Source organism: Lysobacter solisilvae, assembly GCF_016613535.2.
Classification (GTDB): domain Bacteria; phylum Pseudomonadota; class Gammaproteobacteria; order Xanthomonadales; family Xanthomonadaceae; genus Agrilutibacter; species Agrilutibacter solisilvae.
Map to the genome: position 1 here is coordinate 2,390,473 of NZ_CP071518.1, position 25,685 is coordinate 2,416,157.

Sequence of the window (25,685 nt, forward strand, 5' to 3'; positions counted from 1 at the left end):
AACTTGCCGCTTGAAGGCGGGTGTCGCGGTAATGCGGTGTCGCGGTGGTGCGTGCCGAAATGGAGCGTACCGAGATGGAGCGTGCCGAATGGAGCGTGCGTGCCGCCGGAGCGGGTGTGGCCGGGGCCGGCCGGAGTGGGACAAGCGTCCTCCCGACTGGTTCCCGCGCTGCCTGGATCAGGACAGCAGGTTGTTCACGATGTCGTTGTAGAACGCCAGGCCCATCAGCCCGGCGATCAGCACCAGGCCCACGACATTCCCGGCGGCCATGACCCGTTCGCTGACCGGGCTGCCTTTGACAAGCTCGATAAGGTAATACAGCAGGTGACCGCCGTCCAAGATCGGGATCGGGAGCAGGTTCAGAATGCCCAGGCTCAGCGACAGCAGGGCGAGCAGCCACAGGTAGGCTCCCGGTCCCCGCTGGGCGAAGTGATTGCTTGCGCGCGCGATGGTGACCGGGCCGCTGACGGTGTTGCGGACCTCGACCTCACCGCTGAAGGCCAGCCGCACCATGGCCAGCATCATGCTGGTCTGGTAGGGCATTTCGCGCAGGGCGGCCGGGATCGCCTCCAGCGGGCCCAGGCGCAGCATCCGGTCCTCGACCGGCGCGGCCGTCTCCGCCCTGGACCAGGCCCAGGCGCCAGGCTTTCCGGCCATCCCGGGTGTTCCAGCGGGGGGTGAGCTCCATCGCCAGCCGTTCGCCGTCGCGCTGGACCTCGACCATGCCCGGGCCACCGCGACGCCCCAGGGCGGCGGTGAGGCGCGGGATGTCGTTCCAGGAGACCACCGGCTCGCCATCGATGGCGGTGATCACGTCGCCCTCGGCGAGGATGCCCCACGCGGCGCTGTCGGGTTCGACCTGGCCCACCTTGGCCGGCGGCAGCTCGTGGCGCCAGTACACGCCCAGCAGCGTCACGGCCTGGCGTTCGTCGAACTGCGCCGGCAGGCGCGAGAGCGGCAGCGTGCGTGTCACCTGCTGGCCGTCGCCGCGGCGCAGGTGGACGTCGACGTCCTGGCGGTCGAGCGCCGCCAGCAGCAGGGCGGCGTTGGCATCGTTCCACGTAGGCGTCGGGCGATCGCCCACGCCGGTGAGTTCGTCGCCGCGCTCCAGCCCCGCCTGTGCCGCGATGCCCTGCACGGCGCCGAACACCGGCGCGAAGTCGGCGCGGCCCACCACGAACATGGCCCACAGCAGCAGCAGGCACAGCAGCAGGTTCGCCACGGGGCCGGCCAGCGAGATGGCCATGCGCTTGAACACGCTTTGCCGGTCGTGCGCCTGGGACGCCAGTTCCGCCGGAATGGGCGTGTCGCCGTCGTGTTCGCCCAGCATCTTGACGTACCCGCCCAGCGGGATCATCGCGATGATGTATTCCGTCCCGTCGCGGCCCCGCCGCGACCACAGCGGGCGGCCGAAGCCGATCGAGAACTTCAGCACCTTGACGCCGCAGCGGCGGGCCACCCAGAAGTGGCCGAACTCGTGGATGGTCACGAGCACGCCCAGGCTGACCAGCAGCCAGAAGACCGAACCGATCACCTCACCCATGGGACGGACCCTGCCGCGATGCGGTGCCCGCGGGCACGTAGTGGGAAACGGTGGCGCCCACGCGCGCGGCGCCCACGGGCGCGCCGGTGGATGCCGCCAATGCGAAGCACGGGGAAATGGGGCGGAGCGGGATCATGCGGCGGACAACTGCGGAATGGCCGACTGCGCGTGCCGGCGGGCCTGGGCATCGGCCTCGCGCAGCGCGTCGAGCGAATCGGCGGGCGAGACCTGCAGGGCGTGCATCGTGGCCTCGACCAGGGCGGAGATCGACAGGAAGCCGATGCGCCGCTGAAGAAACGCTGAAACGGCCACTTCGTTGGCCGCATTGAGCATCGCCGGCGCGGTGCCGCCGGCCTGCAGGGCCTCGAAGGCCAGGCGCAGGCAGGGGAAGGCCTCCAGGTCCGGTGCCTCGAAATCCAGTCGGCCATGCTGCAGCAGGTCCAGTCCGGCCACGCCCGAGGCCATGCGCTGCGGCCAGGCGAAACCGACCGCCAGCGCGGTGCGCATGTCCGGAAGGCCCAGCTGCGCCAGCGTGGAACCGTCGATGAACTCCACCAGCGAATGCACCAGGCTCTGCGGATGCACGACCACGTCGATCTGCGCGCGCGGCACGCCGAACAGGTGGTGGGCCTCGATGACTTCCAGGCCCTTGTTCATCAGCGTGGCCGAGTCGACCGAGATCTTCGGCCCCATCGACCATTTGGGATGCGCCACGGCCTGTTCCGGGGTCACCCCGGCCAGTTCGTGCCGGGGCCGGCCGCGGAAGGGTCCGCCCGACGCGGTCAGCACGATGCGCTTGAGGCCCTGGCGCGCGTGGGCATCGGGCAGGCACTGGAAAATGGCGTTGTGCTCGCTGTCGATCGGCACGATGTCCGCGCCGCTGTCGCGCGCGGTGCGCATGAGCAGCTCACCGGCCAGCACGAGTGATTCCTTGTTGGCCAGCAGCAGGCGCTTGCCGGCACGCGCGGCCGCCAGCGTCGAGGCCAGTCCCGCGGCGCCCACGATCGCCGCCACCACCGTGTCACAGGCCTGGCTGCCGGCCAGTGCCGTGATCGCGTCTTCGCCCGCATGCGCCTGCGTGGACAGGCCGGCCGCCCGCAGGCCGTCGCGCAACGCGTCCAGCTGCGACGCCTCGGCGATGACGGCATGATCGGGACGGTGCCGCGCGCACAGCGCCACCAGCGCATCGACCTTGCTGCCGGCGGCCAGGATGCTGGCGCGCAGGCGGTCGGGATGGCGCGCGATCACGTCCAGCGCGGAGGCGCCGATCGAACCGGTCGCCCCGAGCACGGCGACATTGCGAACCTGCAGTGGAGCGGACATCGTCAGAAACCCAGCAGCGCCTTTCCGAGTGCGAAAACCGGCAGCGCGGCGACAACGCCGTCGATGCGGTCAAGGATGCCACCGTGGCCCGGGATGAGGTGCCCCGAATCCTTCACGCCCGCGTGCCGCTTGAGCAGGCTCTCGAACAGGTCGCCGACCACCGAGGCCAGCGTGGCCAGCAGCGCGACCGCGCCGACCAGCGGCAGATGAGCCACGGGCGCGCCCGCCAGCAGGGCGCCGCCCAGGCCGACGGCCAGTCCGGCCACCAGCCCGCCGATCAGGCCCTCGACCGTCTTGTTGGGGCTGATGTTGGGCGCGAGCTTGCGACGGCCCAGCTTGCGTCCGACGAAATAGGCGCCGCTGTCGGCGGCCCAGACGATGGCCAGCCCGGTGAACAGCCACAGGTGGCCGTTGGGGGCGGTGGCGTGGATCCAGCCCAGTGCGCACCAGGCGGGAATGACGGCCAGCGCGCCGGCGGCCAGCTTGAACATGCGGGCCCAGGTCTCGTGATCGCTGGCGAAGCGCGGCACGCGCAGCCAGGCCAGCGCGATCAGCCACCACGCCACGCCGATCACGCTCGCCAGCTGGAACAGGACGTAGCTGAAACCGGCAGCCGAACGCGACGCCCACACGATGGCGACCATCAGCGCCAGGTTGGCGACCAGCAGCACGGTGCGGGCGAGGGTGTCCTCGATCTCCGCCAGTTCGAACCATTCCCACAGGCCCAGCAGGAACACCACCGCCGCCAGCGCCATGACCCAGGGCGTGTCCAGCAACAGGATCGCCGCAATGGTGACGGGCGCCATGATGAGCGCGGCGAGCAGGCGGGTTTTGGTCATGCGTGATTCCCTGATGGCGATGGCCCGGCGGCCTGATCCCCGGTGAGCCCGAAGCGGCGCTCGCGGCTGGCGTAGTCCTCCAGGGCACGCCGCAGTGTCGCCGCATCCAGCTCCGGCCACAACGTTTCGGTGAACCACAGTTCGGTGTAGGCCAGCTGCCACAGCAGGAAATTGCTCACGCGCACGTCACCACCGGTGCGGATGAACAGATCCGGAGGCGGCAGGTCGGCCAGCGCGACGCGCGCGGCCAGCAGGCCTTCATCGATGGCCTCCGGATCCAGACGCCCGGCGGCGACTTCGCGCGCCAGTTCGCGCGCGGCCTGGGCGATGTCCCAGCGGCCGCCGTAACTGGCGGCGATGGTCAGGTGCAGGCGGGCGTTGCCGGCGGTCTGCGCTTCGGCGGCCGCCATCCGGTCGCGGATCGCCGGCGCGAAGCGCTCGCGCTCGCCGATGAAGCGCACGCGCACGCCGCGGCGATCCAGTTCGTCGACCTCGCGTTCCAGCGCGCCCATGAACAGCTTCATCAGCGCGCCGACTTCTTCTTCGGGTCGGCCCCAGTTCTCGCTGGAAAACGCGAACAGGGTCAGCGCCTGGATGCCGGTCTCCAGGCAGAAATCAATGCAGACATTGACAGCGCGCGCGCCGGCGCGATGGCCGATCATGCGGGGACGCCGGCGCCGCTGCGCCCAGCGCCCGTTGCCGTCCATGATGACGGCCAGGTGGCGCGGGATCTTCGTCATGGGGCGGGGGCGGAAGACCGCGCGGGGACCGGGCTGGGCGCTGCGGCAAAGCACGCGCGCAACCCGCCGCGGGCGGCGCCTGCGGACATCGCCACTTCGCGCTGCGGGGATTGCATGCCGGTCCCTGCCGGTCAGACCGCCATCAGTTCCTGTTCCTTGGCCTTGACCACTTCATCGACGTCCTTGATCGCGCTGTCGGTGATCTTCTGGATGTCCTGCTCGCAGCGGCTGGCCTCGTCCTCGGTCACCTTCTTCTCCTTGAGGAGTTCCTTGACCTGGTGGTTGGCATCGCGGCGGATGTTGCGGATGGCGACCTTGGAATCCTCGCCCTCGCCGTGCACGTGCTTGGACAGTTCCTTGCGGCGCTCCTCGGTGAGGGCGGGCATGTTCAGGCGGATCACGGTGCCGGCGGTATTCGGGGTCAGGCCCAGGTCGGAGGCCCAGGATGGCCTTCTCGACCGCGGCGACCATCTGCTTCTCCCACGGGGTGATCGTGAGCGTGCGCGCATCGGAGACGGCGACGCTGGCGACCTGGCTCAGGGGCATGTCGGAGCCGTAGTAATTGACCTTCAGCGTATCCACCAGCGCGCTGGAGGCCCGGCCGGTGCGGACCTTCACCAGGTCGTGACGCAGGGATTCGACGCTCTTGGCCATGCGGGTCTGCGCGTCTTTCTTGATTTCATTGAGCATCGCCGGCTCCGTCCTGATTCGTAGGCGGCGGATTATAGCGGGGGCGGGGCTGGGGCGCGGGGCGGGCCGGGCCGGGGGGGCACGACCGGGCGGGTTGGACGCCGGAACGCGCGGCAGGCGCGAACGTCCATGGATCCCCGCCTTCGCGGGGATGACGAGCAATGAGATTGAGGGCCGCGGGAAGATGGACTGCGGGATGATGGATTGCCGGATGGACTCGCTCTCGATCCATGGGGTGGTCGACGCCGAGCATCGTCGAGCAACGCCTCGAAGTCCTTCCAGTTCGTCACCCCCGCGAAGGCGGGGATCCAAGGGACGTGGGGCCTTTGGCGCGAACCCGCCGAATTTCCAGCGTCGCTGTCGACTGCCGCCTCGCGTGGAATTGCCGACGCCCCAACCCACCGCTGCACCCTCAACCTGTCGACCCGCCTAGTAATGCGGCGCCCGATCATGCCGGTCGTGTTCGCACCCTGTGCCGCGTTCCACCTGGATGGTCGGGTGGTTGATGCCGAAGCGCTCGTCGAGCTCGCGGTTGATGCGGTCGATGAAGGCATCGTGGTCGCTGTCATCCGGACGCACCAGGTGCGCGGTCATGGCGATCTCGCCGGCGCCCAGCGACCAGATGTGCAGGTGGTGGACCGCGCCGACCCCGGGCTGCACGGCCAGGTACTGCTCCACCTGCGCCTGGTCGATGCCGCGCGGGACGGCGTCCATCGCGGCGTTGAAGCTCTCGCGCAGCAGGCCGAACGCGCCCACCGCCACCACCGCGCCGATCAGCACCGCCGTGGCCGGATCCAGCCAAGACCAGCCCAGCCACCACATGCCGGCGCCGGCCACCACGGCGGCCAGCGACACCGCCGCGTCGGCCATCAGGTGCAGGAAGGCGCCGCGCTTGTTCAGGTCGTCGTGCCCGTCGCGCACCAGCCAGGCCGCGCCCAGGTTCACCGCGATGCCGATGGCGGCCACGATGATCACCGGCAGGCCCGGGATCTCGGGCGGGGCGCTGAAACGGCGGATGGCCTCCCACCCCAGCGCGCCGGAGAAGGCGACCAGCAGCAGGGCGTTGGCCAGCGGGGAGAGCAGGGTGGCCCGCCGCCAGCCGTAGGTGTGGCGCGTGGTGGGCGGCCGCCGCGCGATGACCGCCGCGCCCCAAGCCAGCGCCAGGCCCAGGACGTCGCCCAGGTTGTGCAGGGCGTCGGACAACAGGGCCAGCGAGTTGGTGGCGAAGCCGTAGCCGGCCTCCAGCACCGTGTAGGCCAGGTTGATCAGCGTGATCGCGGCGAAGGCGCGGGTGCTGCCCGCGCCGTGGTGGTGCGCGCCCGGTGCGTCGTGCGCGTGGTGGCCCGAGTGATGGCCCGAATGATCGTGGTGATGGTGACCCATGCCCGCGATCGTGCCACGTCGCGCCGGTGCCGTCCCATGGGACGGGTTTCAACCCGCCATCGCCCTGCAATAGGGCGGGTTTCAACCCGCCATCGCGCGCGGCGAAGAGGTGACGCAACTCCGGCGGCGGCAATAGGGCGGGTTTCAACCCGTCATCGCGCGCGGCGAAGAGGCGACGGAACTCGGGCGGCGGGTCAAGACCCGCCCTATGGCGCCGCGATGGGGCGCGCAATTGCGCACGCCGGAAATAGGGCGGGTTTCAACCCGCCATCGCGCGTGGCGAGGGGGCGACGGAACTCCGGCGGCGGGTCAAGACCCGCCCTACAGCCCCGGGTTGCGTCCCTGGACCAGCGTGCCGATGTTCTCGCCGCGCAGCACGCGCAGCAGCACGCCGGGCTGGCCCATGTCGAAGATGCGCAGGGGCAGGTCGCTGTCGCGGCACAGGGCGAAGGCGGCGGTGTCCATCACCTGCAGGTTGCGCGCGATGACCTCGTCGTAGGTAAGCTTGTCGAAGCGGACCGCATCCTGGTGGCGCTGCGGATCCTTGTCGTACACGCCGTCGACCTTGGTCGCCTTCAGCAGCAGGTCGGCGCCGATCTCGATGGCCCGCAGCGCGGCGCCCGAGTCGGTGGTGAAGAAGGGGTTGCCCGTGCCGGCGGCGAAGATCGCCAGGCGGCCCTTTTCCATGTGGCGCACGGCGCGGCGGCGGATGTAGTCCTCGCACACGTCGTTGATCTTGATCGCGCTCATCACCCGGCACTTGGCGCCCAGCTTCTCCAGCGCGTCCTGCATGGCCAGCGCGTTGATCACCGTGGCCAGCATGCCCATCTGGTCGCCGGTGACGCGGTCCATCCCGCCGGCGGCCAGGCCCGCGCCGCGGAAGATGTTGCCGCCGCCGATCACCAGGGCGATCTCCGCGCCGGCGTGCTGGGCCTCGATCACCTCGCGGGCCAGGCGGTTGAGCACGGCCGGGTCGATGCCGTAGTCCTCGCTCCCCATCAACGCCTCGCCGGACAACTTGAGCAGGACACGGCGATAGGCGAGCTGGGACATGGAGGCCTCTTCTGGTGGCGCGCCGGCGGGGCGGCTGCGGACGGACGGGTGCGGCTCGACGCGGGGCACGGCACCCGCGGTCATCAGCGGGATTGTAGCCGAGGGCGCGCGGGGTCGTGGCGGGGACGTGCCTTCCGGACCATCACCGGCGGGCTCGCGCCGCCTATCATCGCAACGCCGCCGCAGCCGCAGGCCGGCCATCAGCCCCAACACCCCCCATCGGCCCCATGGAGAAGAAGGACGTGGCAATCAGGAATCTCAGCGAGTTCGTCGAACAATCCCGGCAGAAGGATGTCAGTGCCGAAGTGTTCGAACTGGAAAGCTCGCACCTGCTGGAAGTGAAGTTGAACGGACGCGTCTGGGCCAAGTCCGGCTCGATGGTCGCCTACCGGGGCGGGGTCAAGTTCACCCGCCAGGGCATGCTCGAGCAGGGCCTGGGCAACCTGCTGAAGAAGGCGGTCAGCGGCGAAGGCACCCAGATGATGAAGATGGAAGGCAACGGCCGCGTCTACATCGCCGACGCCGGCAAGAAGATCACCCTGCTGCGCCTGGGCGGCGAGGCCATCTTCGTCAACGGCAACGACGTGCTCGCCTACGAGGACGGCATCCAGGCCGACATCAAGATGATGCGCAAGGTGTCCGGGATGGTGTCCGGCGGCCTGTTCAACATGCGCCTGGCCGGCAGCGGCGTGGTGGCGATCACCTCGCACTACGAACCGCTGACCCTGGCCGTGACCCCGGACCAGCCGGTGTTCACCGACCCCAACGCCACGGTGGCCTGGTCGGGCAACCTGAGCCCCGACATCGTCACCGACATCTCGCTGGGCACGCTGTTCGGCCGCGGCTCGGGCGAGACGGTGCAGCTGAAGTTCGCGGGGCAGGGCTGGGTGGTCGTGCAGCCGTACGAGGAGATCTATTTCCAGAGCGGCCAGAACGGTGGTGGCGGCGGCGGCCTGCTGGGCGCGCTGACCTCGTAACGGCGGGCGGCCGGCGGAGCCCGGTTTGGCGCGTCGCCGCCGGGCTCCCGGGTTTGTCCATGGCTGGCGGGGGAGGGTGACCGTTCCGGGGATATCGGCAGACCGGCGGATGGGTCGGAAGGGCGGCGGCGTTCCGGAAACCCTTCGGCCCATATCGGGCCCCATACCCGGCCATGTGGCCTGTGTCCGATGAGTTCCGGCGAGTGTCGGGCCATAGGCCGCCATATGTCCGGACACATGCCCGCATGTGTCCGGTGAGTACCGGGGAGTGTCGGGACATATGCCGCCATATGTCCGGACACATGCCCGCATATGTCCGGTGAGTCCCGGCGAGTGTCAGGACATATGCCGCCATATGTCCGGACACATGCCCGCATATGTCCGGTGAGTTCCGGGGAGTGTCGGGACATATGCCGCCATATGTCCGGACACATGCCCGCACATGTCCGGTGAGTACCGGAGAGTGTCGGGCCATATGCCGCGATATCTCCGGTCATAGGCCGCCAAATCACCCGAGCGTTTCCGCAACGCCCGGGAGACATGCAGCCATCTCCTTCCGCACGTCCGGATCGGCCCGTGACCTGCCGGGACCGGTCGGAAAGGTCCGGCAATTGTTGCCGGCGGCCTACACCGTCACCGGCGTTACGTTGTCTTCCAGCGCCGCCTCGGCGGCGGCCTGCGTCGCTTCCTGCGCGACCTTCGCAGCCAGCAGCGCGGCTTCTTCCGGGCACATCTTGTTGCCGGGGCAATGCAGCTGCATGTAGTCGGCGTCGAAGTTCAGGTGCTCGACGAGGAAATCGACGAACGCGCGGATCTTGGGCGACTGCACGCGCCCGCGCGGGAACAGCGCATTGAGTTCGTATTCCGGCCCGGTCCAGCCGGGGAGCACGCGGCGGATGATGCCGCGCTCCACATAGGGCTTGACCATCACGTCATTGGCCAGCATCAGGCCTTCGCCGCACAGCAGCGCGCCGCGCAGGCCGGCCGGGTCGTTGGCGACGAAGACCGGATCGACGCGGAACTCCGTCACCCGCTCGCCGTCGTTGAGCGGCCACAGGAAGCCGCCGTTGCGCCGCTGCTTGTTGAAGGCCAGCGTGCGGTGGTGCTGCAGATCGTCCGGGTGCAGCGGTTCGCCGTGGCGCTGCAGGTATTCCTCGCTGGCGAACACCTGCGTGCGCAGCGTGGCGAGCCGGCGCGCGACCAGGTTGGAGTCGGGCAGGTGGCCCACGCGCAGGGCGACATCGATCTCCTTGTCGATCAGGTCGAGCGGCTCGTTGGTCAGCACCATCTCCACGCGCACTTCCGGATGGCGGGCGTGGAATTCGCCCAGCAGGGGCGCGATGCGCTCGATGCCCATCGAATAGGGCGCCGTGATGCGCAGCCAGCCGCGCGGGCCGCCCTGCAGCTGGCCGACCGCGCTTTCGGCTTCGTCCAGTTCGCGCGAAATACGCTGGCAATGTTCGAAGTAGATGTTGCCGGCTTCGGTGAGCCCCAGCTTGCGCGTCGTGCGATGCAGCAGCTGCGCGCCCAGGCGCGTTTCCAAGTCCTGCACCTTGCGGCTGACCGTGGTCTTGGGCAGGCGCAGCGCGCGTGCGGCGGAGATGAAACTGCCGTGTTCGACCACCTTGACGAAGATCAGGGTGTCATTGAGATCGCGGGTCATGGGGGAACTCCGGATGCGGGGGCGCGGGGGAAATGGGCGCCGGAAAGTGCGGGCGGGAGGATTGGACCGTTTCCGGGACAATTATTCCCTTAATGAACGGCTAATCAAGTGCCATCGGCAGGCCTAGTCTGAGCGCCACTTCCCCGCAGGCCCCCTCCCGTGACCCGCCGCCGCCTCTCCCGCCTCACGCTCGTTCCCTTGCTGGTATCAGGCGCAATTGCCTTGATCTGGCTGGCGTTCCTGCTGCTGAGGCAGGCCTGGTCGATCGGGGTGCCGGAGGGCCTGATGGTGGCCATGACCCTGGTATTCGTGGTCGCGCTGCCGCTGGCGCTGCCGGTCCTTAGTTGGGCCGGGCAGTGGGGCGCCCATGAACACCGGGGCCGTATCGTCCCAATGGCGGGAGGAAAAGTTCCGTGATCGGGATAATCCGCTCCCCGCTGCTGGTCCTGGGCGCCACCGGCACGGTCGGCCAGGGCGTGGTCGAGGCCGCCGTGGCGGCGGGGCGGCCGGTCGTTGCCGTGGCCCGCAAGGCCGGCGAACTGGCCCGCCTGGGCGAACGCCACGCCGGCGCGGACCTCACCACGCTGGCCGGATCGGTGGCGACCGACGAGGACGCCGAGCGCCTGGCGACGGCCGTGCGCGCACTCGGGCGGCCCATCGGCGGCGTCATCGCGGCCGTGTCGTCCTGCGCCAACCGCGGTGGCCTGCTGCAGCAGTCCAGCCAGGCGCTGCGCTGCCGCCTGGACACCGACCTGTTCCCCCACCTGGCCGCCGCCCGCGCCTTCCTCCCCCTGCTGGCGCAGGCCAACCGTGGTGGCAGTTACGTCGTCGTCGGCGGCCCCGGCAGCGATCGTCCATGGGCCGGCTACGGCCATCGTTCGATTGCCGCCGCCGCGCTGCGCATGCTGGTCAGCGCCCTGCACGACGAAGCCCGCCCGCTGGGCGTGCGCGTGCAGCTGCTCAGCGTCGAAGCGCCGGTGCGCACCGATTGTCGCGATGCCTGTCCGCACTGGCCCGCCGCCAGCGAGATCGGCCGCCAGGCGCTGGCGCTCGTCGATGGTGCCGGCGCGCGCGGGAGGCCGCGCGCGGTGGTGCCGTTCGTGGCGACGACGTTCGTGGCGACGACCGCACCGGTGGCGAACGCCGCGGCCGGCGTCCCCGTTCCGGACCTCGCGCAAACCCCCGGCGGGAACCCGGCCCTACTGACAGAACGCTGGCTGGAGGACACGCGCACGCTGCTGGCCTCCATCGCGGGCGGCGACGAGCAGGCCGGCGCCGCCGCCGTGCCCGACGCGCCTCCCTCCTGCCATGCCCATTCCAACGCTCTGACCTCCGACCCCCACAAGGAAGCCTCCCCATGATCTCCAGCAAACGACTTGCCCGGTCGGGCACACCCACGCTGCTGTCCCGCAGCGGACTGGCTGGCCTGGCCCTCACCGTGCTGGTGGCGGCCGTCGTCACCGCGTGCAGCAGCCAGGCCGCCCCCGGCCAGGCGATGCCGCCGCCGCCCCAGGTCAGCGTCGCCACGGTCCTGACCCGCGAAGTCAGCCAGTGGGACGATTTCACCGGCCGCGTCACCGCGGTGGAATCGGTCGAACTGCGGCCGCGCGTCAGCGGCTACGTGCACCAGGTCGCGTACACGGAGGGCCAGGAAGTCCACAAGGGCGACCTGCTGTTCGTCATCGACCCGCGCCCTTACCGCGCCGCACTCGACAGCGCGCAGGCCGGACTGGAACGCGCCCGCAGCGAGGCGCGCCTGGCGCAGGCGCAGGGCGCCCGCGCACAGATGCTCGTCGACGCCAAGGCGATCTCCCGCGAGGAGTTCGAATCGCGCAAGGCGGCCTCCGCGCAGGGCGACGCCGGCGTGCGCGCCGCGCAGGCCGCGGTCGCGGCGGCGCAGCTGGACCTGCAGTTCACCCAGGTGCGCTCGCCGATCAACGGCCGCGCCGGGCGCGCGCTGATGACCGAAGGCAACCTGGCCCAGGCCGACGCGACGCTGCTCACCACGGTGGTTTCCCAGGACCCGGTGTTCGTCTACTTCGAAAGCGACGAACGTAGTTTCCTGCGCTACGCCGAGATGGCCCGCAAGGGCGAGCGCGCCGGCACCCGCAACGCGGTGCGCGTCGGGCTGGCCAGCGAGGACGGCTACCCGCACGAAGGCACGGTGGACTTCGTCGACAACCAGGTCGATCCGAACACCGGCACCATCCGCGCCCGCGCGGTGCTGCGCAATCCCGACCGCGTGTTCACGCCCGGATTGTTCGCGCGCGTGCAGCTGGAAGGCAGCGGCAAGTTCAAGGCCGCGCTCGTCGACGACAAGGCCGTGCTCACCGACCAGGACCGCAAGTACGTCTACGTGCTCGGGCCGGGCAACACGGCGGTGCGCAAGGACGTCGTGCTGGGCCGCAGCATCGACGGACTGCGCGTCATCGAGTCGGGCCTGGCGCCGACGGACAAGGTGATCGTCCATGGCGTGCAGAAGGTGTTCTTCCCCGGCATGCCGGTCGCGCCCCAGTCCATCGCGATGGGGGCTCCGGCACCGTCGGGTGGTCCCGCCGTGGCGGGCGCCAAGTAGGGGCGCGGCAAGAGGCGCTCCAGCAAGAAGGCGACCGCGCGCGGACTGATCCCGTTGCCGTCGCCGACCGGTCCCCTGCAGGCCGCCGGCCCTCCCCGCCGCGCGCCCCGCGATGCGTCCCCCTCCCCTGGCGGGGAGGGCCGGGCGGTCCTGCATCGGGTCTTCCATGACCGGGTTTCATGAATCGCGCTGCCGGCCAGGCCGGCCGGCAGCCCATCGCGTCAAACGCCTGCCCCGCAGGCCCAAGGACATCCCATGGACTTTTCAAGATTCTTCATCGACCGGCCGATCTTCGCCGCGGTGCTGTCGATCGTGATCTTCGCCGCCGGCCTGATCGCGATCCCGATGCTGCCGATCAGCGAGTACCCGGAAGTCGTGCCGCCCTCGGTCGTCGTGCGCACCGTGTATCCCGGCGCGAACCCGAAGGTGATCGCCGAGACGGTGGCCACTCCGCTGGAAGAGGCGATCAACGGCGTCGAGGACATGATGTACCTCAAGTCCGTCGCCGGTTCCGACGGCGTGCTGCAGATGACGGTCACCTTCCGCCCGGGCACCGATGCCGATGACGCCGCCGTGCGCGTGCAGAACCGGGTCAGCCAGGCCCTGGCGCGCCTGCCCGAGGACGTGCGCCGGCAGGGCGTGACCACGCAGAAGCAGTCGCCGACCTTCCTGATGGTCGTGCACCTGACCTCGCCCAGCGGCAAGTACGACACGCTGTACCTGCGCAACTACGCGCGCATGAACGTCAAGGATGCGCTGGCGCGGCTGCCCGGCGTCGGCGATGCACAGATCTTCGGCGGCGGCGACTACGCCATGCGCGCCTGGCTGGACCCGGACAAGATCGCCTCGCGCGGGCTGACCGCCGGCGACGTCGTGCGCGCCATGCGCGAACAGAACGTGCAGGTCTCCGCCGGCCAGCTGGGCGCCGAACCCCTGCCCAGCAGCGACTTCCTCACCCTCATCAACGCCCAGGGCCGCCTGCGCACGCAGGAGGAGTTCGGCGACATCGTGCTCAAGGCGGGCGAGGGCGGCGAAATCGTGCGCCTGGCCGACGTGGCGCGGCTGGAGCTGGGCGCCGGGGACTACACCCTGCGTTCCCAGCTGGACGGCAAGAACGCGGTGGGCATCGGCATCTTCCAGGCGCCGGGCGCCAATGCGCTGCAGATCCAGGAGCAGGTGATCGCGCAGATGGACGAGATGTCCACGCGCTTCCCCGAGGGCATCAAGTACGAGGCCGTCTACGACACGACGATCTTCGTGCGCGACTCCATCAAGGCCGTCGTCACCACGCTGCTGGAAGCCGTGCTGCTGGTGGTGCTGGTGGTGATCCTGTTCCTGCAGACCTGGCGCGCGTCGATCATCCCGCTGATCGCGGTGCCGGTGTCGGTGGTGGGTACCTTCGCCGCGCTGTACCTGCTGGGCTTCTCGATCAACACCCTGAGCCTGTTCGGCCTGGTGCTGGCGATCGGCATCGTGGTCGACGACGCGATCGTGGTGGTGGAGAATGTCGAGCGCAACATCGAGGAAGGGCTGACGCCGCTGGCGGCGGCCCACCAGGCGATGAAGGAAGTGTCCGGCCCCATCATCGCCATCGCGCTGGTGCTGTGCGCGGTGTTCGTGCCGATGGCGTTCCTGTCGGGCGTGACCGGGCAGTTCTACAAGCAGTTCGCGGTGACCATCGCGATCTCCACGGTCATCTCCGCGATCAATTCGCTGACGCTGTCGCCCGCGCTGGCCGCGCGCCTGCTCAAGCCGCACGGCGCCCCGAAGGACGCGCCTTCGCGCCTGATCGACCGCCTGTTCGGCTGGGTGTTCGCGCCGTTCAACCGCTTCTTCAAGAGCAGCTCGACGAAGTACCAGGGCGCCGTCTCGCGCGCGCTGGGCAAGCGCGGCGCCGTGTTCGGCGTGTACGCGGTGCTGCTGCTGGCCACCGGCGCGATGTTCCAGTGGGTGCCGGCGGGTTTCATCCCGACCCAGGACAAGCTCTATCTCATCGCGGGCGTGAAGCTGCCGGAAGGTTCCTCCATCGGCCGCACCGACGCGCTGCTGAAGAAGGTTACCGACATCGCGATGCAGACCGATGGCGTGGCGCACGCAGTGGCCTTCCCCGGCCTCAACGCGCTGCAGTTCACCAACACGCCCAACACCGGCGTGGTGTTCTTCCCGCTGCAGCCGTTCGACGAACGCGGCCGTTCGGCGGTGGAGATCGTCGGCGAGATCAACCAGAAGATCGCCGGCCTGCAGGAGGGCTTCACCTTCGCGATGATGCCGCCGCCGATCCTCGGCCTCGGCAACGGCAACGGCTACCAGCTGTTCATCGAGGACCGCTCCAACCTGGGTTATGGCGCGCTGCAGAACGCGGTGCAGGGCATGCAGGGCGCGGTCGCGCAGACACCCGGCATGGGCTTCCCGATCAGCAGCTACCAGGCCAACGTGCCGCAGCTGGACGCGGAGGTCGACCGGGTCAAGGCCAAGGCGCAGGGCGTGCCGCTGACCGAACTGTTCGACACGCTGCAGACCTACCTGGGCTCGGCCTACGTCAACGACTTCAACCAGTTCGGCCGGACCTGGCAGGTGATCGCCCAGGCCGACGGCAGCTTCCGCGACAGCGTGGAGGACATCGCCAACCTGCGCACCCGCAACGACCGCGGCGAGATGGTGCCGATCGGCTCGATGGTGAAGGTCACCCAGACCTTCGGCCCCGATCCGGTGCTGCGCTACAACGGCTATCCGGCGGCGGACCTGGCAGGCGAAGCCGATCCGCGCGTGCTGTCCTCGGCACAGGCCATGGCCACGCTGACTGACATGGCCGGCAAGGTCCTGCCCAACGGCATGCACATCGAGTGGACCGACCTGAGCTACCAGCAGGCCACGCAGGGCAAGGCCGCGCTGATCGTGTTCCCGCTGGCCATCCTGCTCGCCTTCCTGGTGCTGGCCGCGCTGTACGAGAGCTGGACCCTGCCGCTGGCGGTGATCCTGATCGTGCCCATGTGCATGTTGTCGGCCCTGCTCGGCGTGCAGCTCACCGGCGGCGACAACAACGTGTTCGTGCAGATCGGCCTGGTGGTGCTGATGGGGCTGGCGTGCAAGAACGCGATCCTGATCGTCGAGTTCGCCCGCGAGCTGGAACTGCAGGGCCGCGGGATCGTGGAGGCCGCACTGGAGGCCTGCCGCCTGCGCCTGCGTCCGATCGTGATGACGTCCATCGCCTTCATCGCCGGCACGGTGCCGCTGGTGTTCGCCCACGGCGCGGGCGCCGAGGTGCGTTCGGCGACGGGCATCACGGTGTTCGCCGGCATGCTCGGCGTGACGCTGTTCGGCCTGTTCCTCACCCCGGTGTTCTACGTCGCGCTGCGCAAGCTGGTCACGCGCCGCGCCGCCGCCCCGCTGCAGGCGCAGCCGGTGACGGCGTCCTCCCACCTGTAAGCGGGAGCGCGCGAAACCGGCAGATTGGAACCTCCGCCTCGCCACGGCGGGTCAAGACCCGCCCTATGAGGAATCCCCCACGCATAGGGCGGGGCTTGCCCCGCCATCGCGAAACCCCAGAGGCGCGAGACCGACGGAATAGGGCGGGTCTAGACCCGCCACCGCGTCCATCCCGGACATCCCCACGGCGGGTCAAGACCCGCCCTATTGCAAGAGGTTTCCCCCATGACTTCTCAAAGCCACTCCAAGATCGCCCTCGTCACCGGCGCCACCCGCGGCATCGGCCTTGAAACCGTGAAGCAGCTGGCCCGCACCGGCGTCCACGTGCTGCTGGCCGGGCGCGATCGCAGCAAGGCGGTCGAAGCCTCGCTGGAACTGCAGTCGCTCGGCCTGCCCGTCGAAGCCATCGTGCTCGACGTCACCCAGCCCGACAGCATCGCCGCGGCCGCGCAGGAGGTCGAACGCAGGCACGGCCGCCTGGACATCCTGGTCAACAACGCCGGCGTGTTCCGCGACGACATGCAGCGCAAGCCGTCGGAGCAGTCGCTGGACACCTGGCGCGAGACTTTCGACACCAACGTGTTCGGCGTGGTCGCCACCACCCAGGCGTTCCTGCCGCTGCTGCGCAAGGCGCCTGCCGCGCGCATCGTCAACGTCTCCAGCCTGCTGGGTTCGCTGGCGGCGAACGCGGACCCCGCGTCGCCCATCTACGACTTCAAGGTGCCCGCCTACAACGTGTCCAAGAGCGCGGTGAATGCGTGGACCGTGCAACTGGCGCACGAGCTCAAGGACACGGCGATCAAGGTCAACGCCGTGCACCCCGGCTCGGTCAAGACCGACATGAATGCCAGCGGCGAGCTCGAAGTGGCCGACGGCGCGCGCACCAGCGTGCGCATGGCGCTGCTCGATGCGCAGGGGCCCAGCGGTGGTTTCCATTACTTCGAGGAGTCGCTGCCGTGGTGAATCCAGCGCAGGCAACACGGGTGCTGAGCCTGGCGATCGCCAGTGTGCTGCTGGCGGCGTGCACCGTGGGGCCGGATTTCGTCCGGCCCACGCTCGACGCGCCGGCGCAGTTCGCGCAGGGGCAGGGCGGTGGCGGTGCTTCGGCGGATGCCGCCGATCCCGCGGATGCCAACCTCGCTGCAACCGCGTCCGCGGCCGTCGTCCCCGCGGCCGACGCGGCGTTCTGGGAAAGCTTCGGCGACCCGCTGCTGACGCAGCTGGTCGAGGACGCGCTGGCGTCCAACCACGACCTGCGCATCGCGCTGGCCCGCTACGACCGGGCCAATGCGTTGCTGCGGGGCGCGCGTTTCGACCAGTGGCCCACGGTGACCGCGCAGGCGACGGCGAGCGACGCCCGCGCGAGCGCCGACCAGCAGCCCGGCGTCGACCGTGAAGCCCGCGACGGCGAGTCGTATTCGGCCGGCATCGTCGCTTCGTGGGAGCTGGACCTGTTCGGCCGCGTGCGCCGTTCGGTCGAGGCCAGCCGCGCCGAGACCCTCGCCGATGCGGCGGACCTCGCGGCGGTGCAGGTGGCCATCGCCGGCGAGGTGGCCAGCGGCTATCTCGAACTGCGCGGCCTGCAGGAACGCCTGCGCGTGGCCCGCGACAACGCCGACAACCAGCGCCAGACGCTGCGGCTGGTCGAGGCGCGGATGGAGGCCGGGCGCGATTCTTCCTTCGATACCTCGCGCGCGCGGGCACAACTGGAATCCACACTGGCGACGGTGCCCGACCTGGAGGCGCAGGTGGCGCAGGGGATGCACCGGCTGGCGGTCCTGACCGGACGCACGCCGGATGCCCTGATCGTGCACCTGCAGGCGCCGGCGCCGCTGCCGGCGCTGCCCGCGAAGCTGGATGCGGGAACCCCGGGCGAGCTGCTGCGCCGGCGGCCGGACGTGGCGGCGGCCGAAGAGCGCCTGCATTCGGCCACGGCCCGCATCGGCGTGGCCACCGCCGACCTGTTTCCGCGCTTTACCCTGGGCGGACTGATCGGCAGCCAGGCGATCGACAGCAGCGCGTTGTTCGAACGCGGCAGCGAGACGCGGCTGGTCGCGCTGGGCATCGACTGGTCGTTCCTGGACATCGGCCGCGTGCGCGCGAGGATCGCCGCGGCCGATGCCGATGCGGCGGGCGAGCTTGCACGCTACGAGCAGACGGTGCTGCTGGCCTTGGAGGACACCGAGAACGCACTGGTCCGGCAGGGCCGTGCGCGCGTGGAAGACCAGCACCGCGCGGCCGCCGCCGAGCAGAGCGCCGAGGCTGCACGCCTGGCGCGGGTGCGCTTCGAGGTCGGCGCCACGGACCTGTTCGAGGTCCTGGACGCCGAGCGCACGCGGCTGCAGGCGCAGGACGCGCTTGCCCAGGCCCGGACCCGCAGCGCTACGAGCGTGGTGGCGCTGTATCGGGCGATGGCGGGTGGATGGCCGTCGCGGATGGTGGAGCGGGTGGGGGGCAGGTGATCCAGCTCCTTCCCCCGCTCCGCGGGGGAAGGTTGGGAGAGCAACAGCAACGGCGCATAGGGCGGGTCTTGACCCGCCGAAGCTTTGAGTGTGGCGGGTCTTGACCCGCCGAAACCTCTGTGGCGGGTCTTGACCCGCCGAAACCTCGAGTGTGTCCGGCCTGGCACTGGAGCTGATCTGGATCCCGCGCCGAACTCACATCACTGCGTTGCCCGTCGCGGTCAAGATGCCAGCGGAGGTCGGCAGCCCTGGCTTGAAGCCAGGGCACGCCTCTTGTTGGCGGCCAGGTGGCGGGTCAAGACCCGCCCTATGCGCTCACCGCTCGGATCAAACCGCGGCAGGCGGCCCCGGAAAACAGGCAACAAAAAAGCCGCGGTCTCCCGCGGCTTTTCCGTGACACTCAAACGACGCGGTCGATCAGACCTGCATCGCCTTGGCGACCTCGGCGGCATAGTCCTCCACCACCTTCTCGATGCCTTCGCCGACCACCAGGCGCTGGAAACCGATGACGTCGGCGCCGGCGGCCTTCACCGCGGCTTCGACGGTCTGGTCGGAATTCAGCACGTAGGGCTGGCCGTACAGCGTGACCTCGTTGACGATCTTGGCGATCTTGCCCGCCATGATCTTCTCGAGGATCTCGGCCGGCTTGGACTTGTCCTTGTCGGTCATCTTGGCCAGTTCGATTTCCTTTTCCTTCGCCACGAACTCGGCCGGCACGTCGCTGGCCTTGTTGTGCGGCGGGTTCATCGCGGCCACGTGCATGGCGATGCCGCGGGCGAGCTCGGCGTCGCCGCCCTTGAGCTCGACCAGCACGCCGATCTTGCCGCCGTGGACGTAGGCGGCCACGTTGTTGGACGAGTCGATCACGGCCACGCGGCGGACCTGGATGTTCTCGCCGAGCTTGACGATGGCGGCGGCGCGCGCCTCTTCCACGGTCTCGCCGGAAGCCAGCTTGGCGGCCTTCAGGGTTTCGACGTCGGCGCTGCCCGAGGCCAGGGCGGCCTGGGCGACGGCGTTGGCGAAGTTGATGAAGTTCTCGTCCTTGGCGACGAAGTCGGTCTCGGAGTTGACTTCGACCAGCACGGCCTTGCCGCCGTTCTGGGCGACGGCGATGCGGCCTTCGGCGGCGACGCGGTCGGCCTTCTTGACGGCCTTGATCGCGCCGGACTTGCGCAGCCACTCGGCCGCGGCCTCGAGGTCGGCGTTGTTCTCGGCCAGGGCCTTCTTGCACTCCATCATGCCGGCGCCGGTGCGCTCGCGCAGTTCCTTGACGAGGGAAGCGGTGATTTCTGCCATGGGGGTTACCTCAATTCGGAATTGGACGGCCAGGGCGCGGACGCCGCTGGCCTGCTGGAACCGTCATCCCCGCAGGAGCGGGGATCCAGTGCCTTTGCGTTGCAAAGGCCAGGTCGCTGGACTCCCGCCTGCGCGGGAGTGACGAAGGGGCCGCGCAGCATGGCGCGGCCGGATGACGCGGTGCTTACTCGGCGGACTCGGTCTTGCCGGCGTCGGCTTCGACGGCGGGCGCCTCGGCAGCAGCCGGCTCGGCGGCGGGCTTGTCAGCCGCGGCCTTGCGGGCCGGGCCGCGACCACGCGGAGCCTTCTCGCCTTCGCCACCCTCGGCGAACTCTTCCTCGCGGACCGAAGCGGCCTGCGGCGAAGCGGCCTTGCCTTCCAGCACGGCGTCGGCGGCGGCGCGGGCGTACAGCTGCACGGCGCGGATGGCGTCGTCGTTGCCCGGGATCGCGTAGTCGACCAGTTCCGGGTCGTAGTTGGTGTCGACGACCGCGATCACCGGGATGCCGAGCTTCTTGGCTTCCTTGATGGCGATGTCTTCGTGGCCGACGTCGATGACGAACAGCGCGTCGGGCAGGCGGTTCATTTCCTTGATGCCGCCCAGCGAGGCTTCCAGCTTCTCGCGCTCGCGGCGCATGGTCAGCACTTCGTGCTTGACCAGCTTCTGGTAGGTGCCGTCGGTTTCAGCGGCGTCCAGTTCCTTCAGGCGGGCGACCGACTTCTTCACGGTGGCGAAGTTGGTCAGCGTGCCGCCCAGCCAGCGCTGGGTCATGAACGGCTGGCCGCAACGCTGGGCTTCTTCCTTGATGGCTTCGCGCGCGCTGCGCTTGGTGCCCAGGAAGAGGATCACGCCGCGCTTCTGGGCGACGCCCGAGATGAAGTTCATCGCGTCGTTGAACAGCGGAACGGTCTTCTCGAGGTTGATGATGTGGATCTTGCCGCGGGCGCCGAAGATGTACGGGCCCATCTTGGGGTTCCAGTAGCGCGTCTGGTGGCCGAAATGGACGCCGGCTTCCAGCATCTGGCGCATGGTGATCTGGGGCATTGCTGTTACTCCGATAAGGAACCTGGCCGCGGGAAAGTGGTGCGGCTGCCCCATGCGCGAGCATGGAGCCATGGTTCCGGGGTTGGGCCTCCCCGCTGCTTCCGTGTCCGAACTTCAGTCGCCTGAAGCACCCCGGCACGGGCTGTGGCAGCGGGTGTGGATTCGCCGGTGTCGCCCGGCGTGGCGGTCTGTCGGACGGGCCGGCAGAGCCGCGGAAGTATGCCGGCTGGGGCGGCCACGGGCAACCTGGCAGGTACTCCAGGGCCGGAAGGCCCCGGAAACGGCCTCGCGAGGCCTTCCGGACGCCCTCATGCCCCCACGTCCTGTCCGGATCGGGGCATGAACGGGCCGACATGGGCGATAATTCGCCCATGCCCATCACCCTCAAGACCCCGGACGACATCGAGAAGATGCGCGTCGCCGGCCGACTGGCCGCCGAAGTGCTGCAGGTCGTCGCTCCGCACGTGAAGCCCGGCGTGACCACCGCCGAACTCGACCGCATCTGCCACGACCATATCGTCAAGGTCCAGCAGGCCATCCCGGCCAATGTCGGTTACAAGGGCTTCCCCGCCACGATCTGCACCTCGGTCAACAACGTCATCTGCCACGGCATCCCCAGCGAAGCCAAGGTGCTCAAGGACGGCGACATCATCAATATCGATGTCACCGTCATCAAGGACGGCTGGCACGGGGACACCAGCCGCATGTATTTCGCCGGCACGCCGTCGGTGATGGCCAAGCGCCTGGTGGACGTGACGCGCGAGGCGATGTTCCGCGGCATCCGTGCGGTCAAGCCCGGCGCCACGCTGGGCGATATCGGCAACGCCATCCAGCAGTACGCCGAGAGCGAGCGCTTCAGCGTCGTGCGCGAGTACTGCGGCCACGGCATCGGCAAGGTCTACCACGAGGATCCGCAGGTGCTGCACTACGGCCGCGCGGGCGAGGGCCTGGTGCTCAAGCCCGGCATGACCTTCACGGTCGAGCCGATGATCAACGAGGGCCAGCGCCATACCAAGCTGCTGCCCGATGGCTGGACCGTGGTCACCAAGGACCGCAGGCTGTCGGCGCAGTGGGAACACACGGTCGTGGTGACCAACAGCGGCGTGGAGATCCTCACCCGCCTGCCTGGCGACGACAACGACCTATGACGCGAAGCCGCGTGGCGGTGGGTCCATGAGCGATCCGGTACCTGGCACGCCGCGCGACGCCGACTGGGCCGCCGCCACCCGCGCCGCCATCGCCGAGAGCGATGCGGCCCTCGCCGCCCGCTTCGACGCCGACGGCGACATCGACCGGCTGCTGGCCGCGCGCGCGCAGGCGGTGGACGCGCTGGTGCGCGAGGCCTGGTCGCACTGCGTGCCACAGGACGCCAACCTGTCGTTGTTCGCCGTGGGTGGCTACGGCCGCGGCGAACTGTTCCCGCAATCGGACATCGACCTGCTGGTGCTTGGCCCGGCCGAGGCACAGGCCCGGCACCGCGATGAGCTCGCGCGCTTCTTCACCCTGCTGTGGGACGCCGGGCTGCCCGTCGGTCACGCCGTGCGTTCGCCTGCCGAATGCACGCAGGCAGCCGCGGCCGACATCACCGTGCTCACCGCGCTGCTGGAGGCCCGGCCGCTGCTGGCCGACCTGGATGCCGCGGCGGAGCTGGCCGCCGCCGTGTCCGCGCAACGCATCTGGCCGGCGCACGAGTACTACATCGCCAAGCGCGAGGAACAGCGCGCGCGCCACGCCCGTTTCGGCGACACCGCCGACAACCTGGAGCCCAACCTGAAGGAAGGCCCGGGCGGCATGCGCGACGTGCAGACGCTGCGCTGGATGGCGCTGCGCATCGTGGGCACCTGGGATCCGGATTCGCTGATGGCCATCGGCCAGCTGGGCGCGGACGAGTTCGCCACGCTGGAGCGCGAGCGCCGCGCGTTGTCGCGCCTGCGCTTCGGCCTGCACCTGGTCGCGGGCAAGCGCGAGGAGCGGCTGCGTTTCGACTACCAGAAGCTGCTCGCCGAACGGCTCGGACACGTGGACACCGCCGACAGCCTGGGCGTCGAACAGATGATGCAGGGCTTCTACCGCAGCGCCGCGCTGGTGCTGCGCATCGGCGACCGCCTGCTGCAGCGCTACGAGGAACAACTGGAAGGCGAGCCGGTCGCGCAGCCGGTGGATGCGCAGTTCGAGCTGCGCCGCAGCTACCTGGCCGCGCGCGAGGCCGACTGGCCGCGCGGGGCCGACGACATCTTCGCCCTGTTCGCCGTCTGGGCCAGCCGCGAGGACGCCCGCGGGCTGCACTCGCGCACCGCGCGCGCGCTGGCCGAGGCATTGCCCGGCATCCCGTCCTTCCGCGACGCCGACAGCGGGCTGCGCCAGCGCTTCCTGCGCCTGCTGCGCGGACCGCAGGCGGTGGAGACGCTCAAGCGCATGGCTCGCCTGGGCGTGCTGGGCCGCTGGATTCCCGCCTTCGCCAACGTTTCCGGGCGGATGCAGTTCGACCTGTTCCACGTGTTCACGGTCGACCAGCACACGCTGGCGGTGCTGAAGAACATCGCGTCCTTCGCATCGGGCTCGCCCGACGAACGCTTCGCCCTCGCGCACCAGGTATGGCCGAAGCTGCGCAAGCCCGAGCTGCTGCTGCTGGCCGGGCTGTTCCACGACATCGCCAAGGGGCGCGGCGGCGACCATTCGGAGTTGGGCGCCGTGGACGCGCGCGAGTTCTGCACGGCGCTGGAATTGTCCGAAGGCGATACCGCACTGGTCGAATGGCTGGTGCGCGAGCACCTGCTGATGTCGGTCACCGCGCAGAAGCAGGACATCGGCGATCCCGATGTCATCCATCGCTTCGCCACCCGCGTGGCCGACCGCGAACGCCTGGATCACCTGTACCTGCTGACCTGCGCCGATATCGCCGGCACCTCGCCCAAGCTGTGGAATGCGTGGAAGGACCGGTTGATGGCCGACCTGTACACCGCCACGCGGCTCGCCCTGCGGCGCGGGCTCGAGCATCCGGTGGCGGCCGAGGAGCGCGTCGCCGAGACGCGGCAGGCCGCGCACGCGATCCTGGCCTCGTTCGGCAGCGGCGACGAGGAAATCGACGCCCTGTTCGCGCGCATGCCGCGCGTGGGGTTCGAGCGCAGCCGCCCCGACCAGGTGGCCTGGCAGGCGGCCTCGTTGCGGGAGGTGGCGGTGGGGCAGGGCTGCATCCGCGCCCGGCCGCTCACCGGCTATACCGGCGCGCTGGAAGTGTTCGTGCATTCGCCCGACCGCGACGGCCTGTTCGCCGCGATCGTGGCGACGCTGGACCGCCTGGGGCTCACGATCCACCAGGCGCGCGTGCTGGACGGCCCGCTGGACATGGTGTTCGACAGCTTCGAGGTCGAACCCAGCGATGCCCGCCACGCCTGCAGCGCCGAGGACGTGGAGCGCCGGCTCAGCCAGGTGCTGGCCGGCCCGCTGGACGGCATCCGTCCCACGCGCCGCACGCAGCCCCGGCACCTGCGGCACTTCCGGATCGCGGTGCAGGTGGGTTTCGACACGATCAGCCACGCCGAAGGTCCCCGCACCATGCTCAGCCTGGTCTGCAACGACCGGCCCGGGCTGCTGGCCGACGTGGCCATGGTGCTGCGCGACCAGCACCTGCGCGTGCACGATGCGCGCATCGCGACCTTCGGCGAACGCGCCGAGGACGTTTTCCAGATCACCGACCGGCGGAATCTCCCGCTGGATGACGCTCAACGGCAGGCGCTGCACACCGCGCTGCTCGCCTGCCTGGATGGAGAAAGGCAATGACCGAGAAGAAGCCGGGTCGCAAGACCTCCCGCCGGACCGCAGCGGCCAAGGGGCCGGGCGTCGACGAACTGAAGTTCATGGTCGACAGCGCCTTCGAGCGCCGCACGATGCTCAGCGTCGACGAGATCGAGGGCTCCACGCGTCCGACCGTCGAGCGGGTGATCGCCGGGCTGGAAAAGGGTGAGTTCCGCGTCGCCGAGCCGGACGGCAAGGGCGGCTGGACCGTCAACGAATGGCTGAAGAAGGCGGTGCTGCTGTACTTCCGCGTCAACGAGATGCACCTGGTCGACGCGCGTCCGGCGCCGTTCTGGGACAAGATCCCGGCGCGCTTCGAGGGCTACAGCGAAAGCGATTTCCGCAAGCTGGGCGTGCGCGTCGTGCCGGGCGCGATCGCGCGCCGTGGCGCGCACCTGGGCAAGGACGTGGTGCTGATGCCCAGTTTCGTCAACATCGGCGCCCATGTCGGCGAGGGCACCATGGTGGATACCTGGGCCACGGTGGGGTCCTGCGCGCAGGTCGGCAAGCATTGCCACCTCAGCGGCGGCGCCGGCATCGGCGGCGTGCTCGAACCCCTGCAGGCGTCCCCGACCATCATCGAGGACCACTGCTTCATCGGCGCGCGCTCGGAAGTGGTCGAGGGTTTCGTCGTCGGCCACCACAGCGTGATCGGCATGGGCGTGTTCCTGGGCCAGAGCACGCGCGTCTACAACCGCATGACCGGTGAGATCAGCTACGGCAGCGTGCCGCCGTACAGCGTGGTCGTCTCCGGCCAGTTGCCGGCGAAGGACGGTTCCCATTCGCTGTATTGCGCGGTCATCGTCAAGCAGGTGGATGCGAAGACGCGGTCGAAGACCTCGATCAACGACCTGCTGCGCGGGCTGGCGGACTGA

The 25,685-nt window shown here is 69.7% G+C and carries 18 protein-coding genes and 2 pseudogenes; 10 read left to right on the top strand and 10 right to left on the bottom strand.

The window, feature by feature from the left end; genetic code table 11:
• Positions 1 to 177: 177 nt before the first annotated feature.
• The 7 genes and pseudogenes from rseP to pyrH all read right to left on the bottom strand — a co-directional run bounded on the left by rseP (position 178) and on the right by pyrH (position 7,571).
• Positions 178 to 1,543 (bottom strand): annotated as a pseudogene (gene rseP, locus I8J32_RS10610) (RIP metalloprotease RseP).
• A gap of 132 nt (positions 1,544 to 1,675) precedes the next feature.
• The gene (locus tag I8J32_RS10615) at positions 1,676 to 2,866 is read right to left on the bottom strand and encodes a 1-deoxy-D-xylulose-5-phosphate reductoisomerase (RefSeq protein ID WP_407060961.1); all 1,191 of its coding nucleotides are present in this window, start codon (positions 2,864 to 2,866) and stop codon (positions 1,676 to 1,678) included.
• 2 nt (positions 2,867 to 2,868) lie between these two features.
• On the bottom strand, positions 2,869 to 3,705 hold the full coding sequence (locus tag I8J32_RS10620) for a phosphatidate cytidylyltransferase (protein WP_200611883.1): 837 nt from the start codon (positions 3,703 to 3,705) through the stop codon (positions 2,869 to 2,871).
• Complete coding sequence (gene uppS / locus I8J32_RS10625) at positions 3,702 to 4,445, bottom strand: polyprenyl diphosphate synthase (RefSeq protein ID WP_200611885.1); 744 nt, start codon at positions 4,443 to 4,445, stop codon at positions 3,702 to 3,704. Before uppS ends, I8J32_RS10620 begins: the two co-directional genes overlap by 4 nt.
• A gap of 131 nt (positions 4,446 to 4,576) precedes the next feature.
• Positions 4,577 to 5,135: pseudogene (gene frr / locus I8J32_RS10630) on the bottom strand (ribosome recycling factor).
• A 429-nt stretch (positions 5,136 to 5,564) separates the two neighbouring features.
• Positions 5,565 to 6,518: a cation diffusion facilitator family transporter gene (locus tag I8J32_RS10635; RefSeq protein ID WP_200611890.1), complete on the bottom strand. Its 954-nt coding sequence runs from the start codon at positions 6,516 to 6,518 to the stop codon at positions 5,565 to 5,567.
• A 321-nt stretch (positions 6,519 to 6,839) separates the two neighbouring features.
• The gene (gene pyrH, locus I8J32_RS10640; protein WP_200611892.1) at positions 6,840 to 7,571 is read right to left on the bottom strand and encodes a UMP kinase; all 732 of its coding nucleotides are present in this window, start codon (positions 7,569 to 7,571) and stop codon (positions 6,840 to 6,842) included.
• Positions 7,572 to 7,813: 242 nt separating this feature from the next.
• Between pyrH and I8J32_RS10645 the strand changes: the two genes are divergently transcribed.
• Positions 7,814 to 8,548: an AIM24 family protein gene (locus I8J32_RS10645; RefSeq protein ID WP_200611894.1), complete on the top strand. Its 735-nt coding sequence runs from the start codon at positions 7,814 to 7,816 to the stop codon at positions 8,546 to 8,548.
• A 625-nt stretch (positions 8,549 to 9,173) separates the two neighbouring features.
• Here I8J32_RS10645 and I8J32_RS10650 read toward each other — a convergent pair.
• The gene (locus I8J32_RS10650; protein WP_200611896.1) at positions 9,174 to 10,211 is read right to left on the bottom strand and encodes a LysR family transcriptional regulator; all 1,038 of its coding nucleotides are present in this window, start codon (positions 10,209 to 10,211) and stop codon (positions 9,174 to 9,176) included.
• A 159-nt stretch (positions 10,212 to 10,370) separates the two neighbouring features.
• Here I8J32_RS10650 and I8J32_RS10655 point away from each other — a divergent pair, with 159 nt between their 5' ends.
• From I8J32_RS10655 to I8J32_RS10680, 6 genes are all read left to right on the top strand, one after another.
• Entirely contained in the window at positions 10,371 to 10,628 is a 258-nt protein-coding gene (locus I8J32_RS10655) for a hypothetical protein (protein WP_200611898.1), read from the top strand.
• Complete coding sequence (locus tag I8J32_RS10660) at positions 10,625 to 11,572, top strand: SDR family NAD(P)-dependent oxidoreductase (RefSeq protein WP_200611900.1); 948 nt, start codon at positions 10,625 to 10,627, stop codon at positions 11,570 to 11,572. Before I8J32_RS10655 ends, I8J32_RS10660 begins: the two co-directional genes overlap by 4 nt.
• Positions 11,569 to 12,786, top strand: coding sequence for an efflux RND transporter periplasmic adaptor subunit (locus I8J32_RS10665; protein ID WP_200611902.1), 1,218 nt, complete (start codon positions 11,569 to 11,571; stop codon positions 12,784 to 12,786). The genes I8J32_RS10660 and I8J32_RS10665 overlap by 4 nt, the downstream gene beginning before the upstream one ends.
• Before the next feature lie 255 nt (positions 12,787 to 13,041).
• Positions 13,042 to 16,212: an efflux RND transporter permease subunit gene (locus tag I8J32_RS10670; RefSeq protein WP_200611904.1), complete on the top strand. Its 3,171-nt coding sequence runs from the start codon at positions 13,042 to 13,044 to the stop codon at positions 16,210 to 16,212.
• A 225-nt stretch (positions 16,213 to 16,437) separates the two neighbouring features.
• Positions 16,438 to 17,175 carry an SDR family oxidoreductase gene (locus tag I8J32_RS10675; protein ID WP_200611908.1) on the top strand — a complete coding sequence of 246 codons (738 nt, stop codon included), beginning with the start codon at positions 16,438 to 16,440 and terminating at the stop codon, positions 17,173 to 17,175.
• Positions 17,172 to 18,674, top strand: a complete 1,503-nt coding sequence (locus I8J32_RS10680) for an efflux transporter outer membrane subunit (protein WP_200611911.1) — start codon at positions 17,172 to 17,174, stop codon at positions 18,672 to 18,674. The genes I8J32_RS10675 and I8J32_RS10680 overlap by 4 nt, the downstream gene beginning before the upstream one ends.
• A 417-nt stretch (positions 18,675 to 19,091) precedes the next feature.
• Here I8J32_RS10680 and tsf read toward each other — a convergent pair whose 3' ends face one another.
• Both tsf and rpsB read right to left on the bottom strand, forming a co-directional pair.
• Complete coding sequence (gene tsf, locus I8J32_RS10685; RefSeq protein ID WP_200611914.1) at positions 19,092 to 19,970, bottom strand: translation elongation factor Ts; 879 nt, start codon at positions 19,968 to 19,970, stop codon at positions 19,092 to 19,094.
• A 184-nt stretch (positions 19,971 to 20,154) separates the two neighbouring features.
• On the bottom strand, positions 20,155 to 21,015 hold the full coding sequence (rpsB, locus tag I8J32_RS10690) for a 30S ribosomal protein S2 (protein ID WP_200611916.1): 861 nt from the start codon (positions 21,013 to 21,015) through the stop codon (positions 20,155 to 20,157).
• Between the two features lie 371 nt (positions 21,016 to 21,386).
• Between rpsB and map the strand changes: the two genes are divergently transcribed.
• From map to dapD, 3 genes are read left to right on the top strand one after another with little or no spacing between them, the layout of a single operon-like run.
• Entirely contained in the window at positions 21,387 to 22,163 is a 777-nt protein-coding gene (gene map / locus I8J32_RS10695) for a type I methionyl aminopeptidase (RefSeq protein ID WP_200611920.1), read from the top strand.
• Between the two features lie 25 nt (positions 22,164 to 22,188).
• Positions 22,189 to 24,795 (top strand): [protein-PII] uridylyltransferase, encoded by a 2,607-nt coding sequence (gene glnD / locus I8J32_RS10700; protein WP_200611923.1) that lies wholly within the window; start codon positions 22,189 to 22,191, stop codon positions 24,793 to 24,795.
• The gene (gene dapD, locus I8J32_RS10705) at positions 24,771 to 25,685 is read left to right on the top strand and encodes a 2,3,4,5-tetrahydropyridine-2,6-dicarboxylate N-succinyltransferase (RefSeq protein ID WP_407061024.1); all 915 of its coding nucleotides are present in this window, start codon (positions 24,771 to 24,773) and stop codon (positions 25,683 to 25,685) included. Before glnD ends, dapD begins: the two co-directional genes overlap by 25 nt.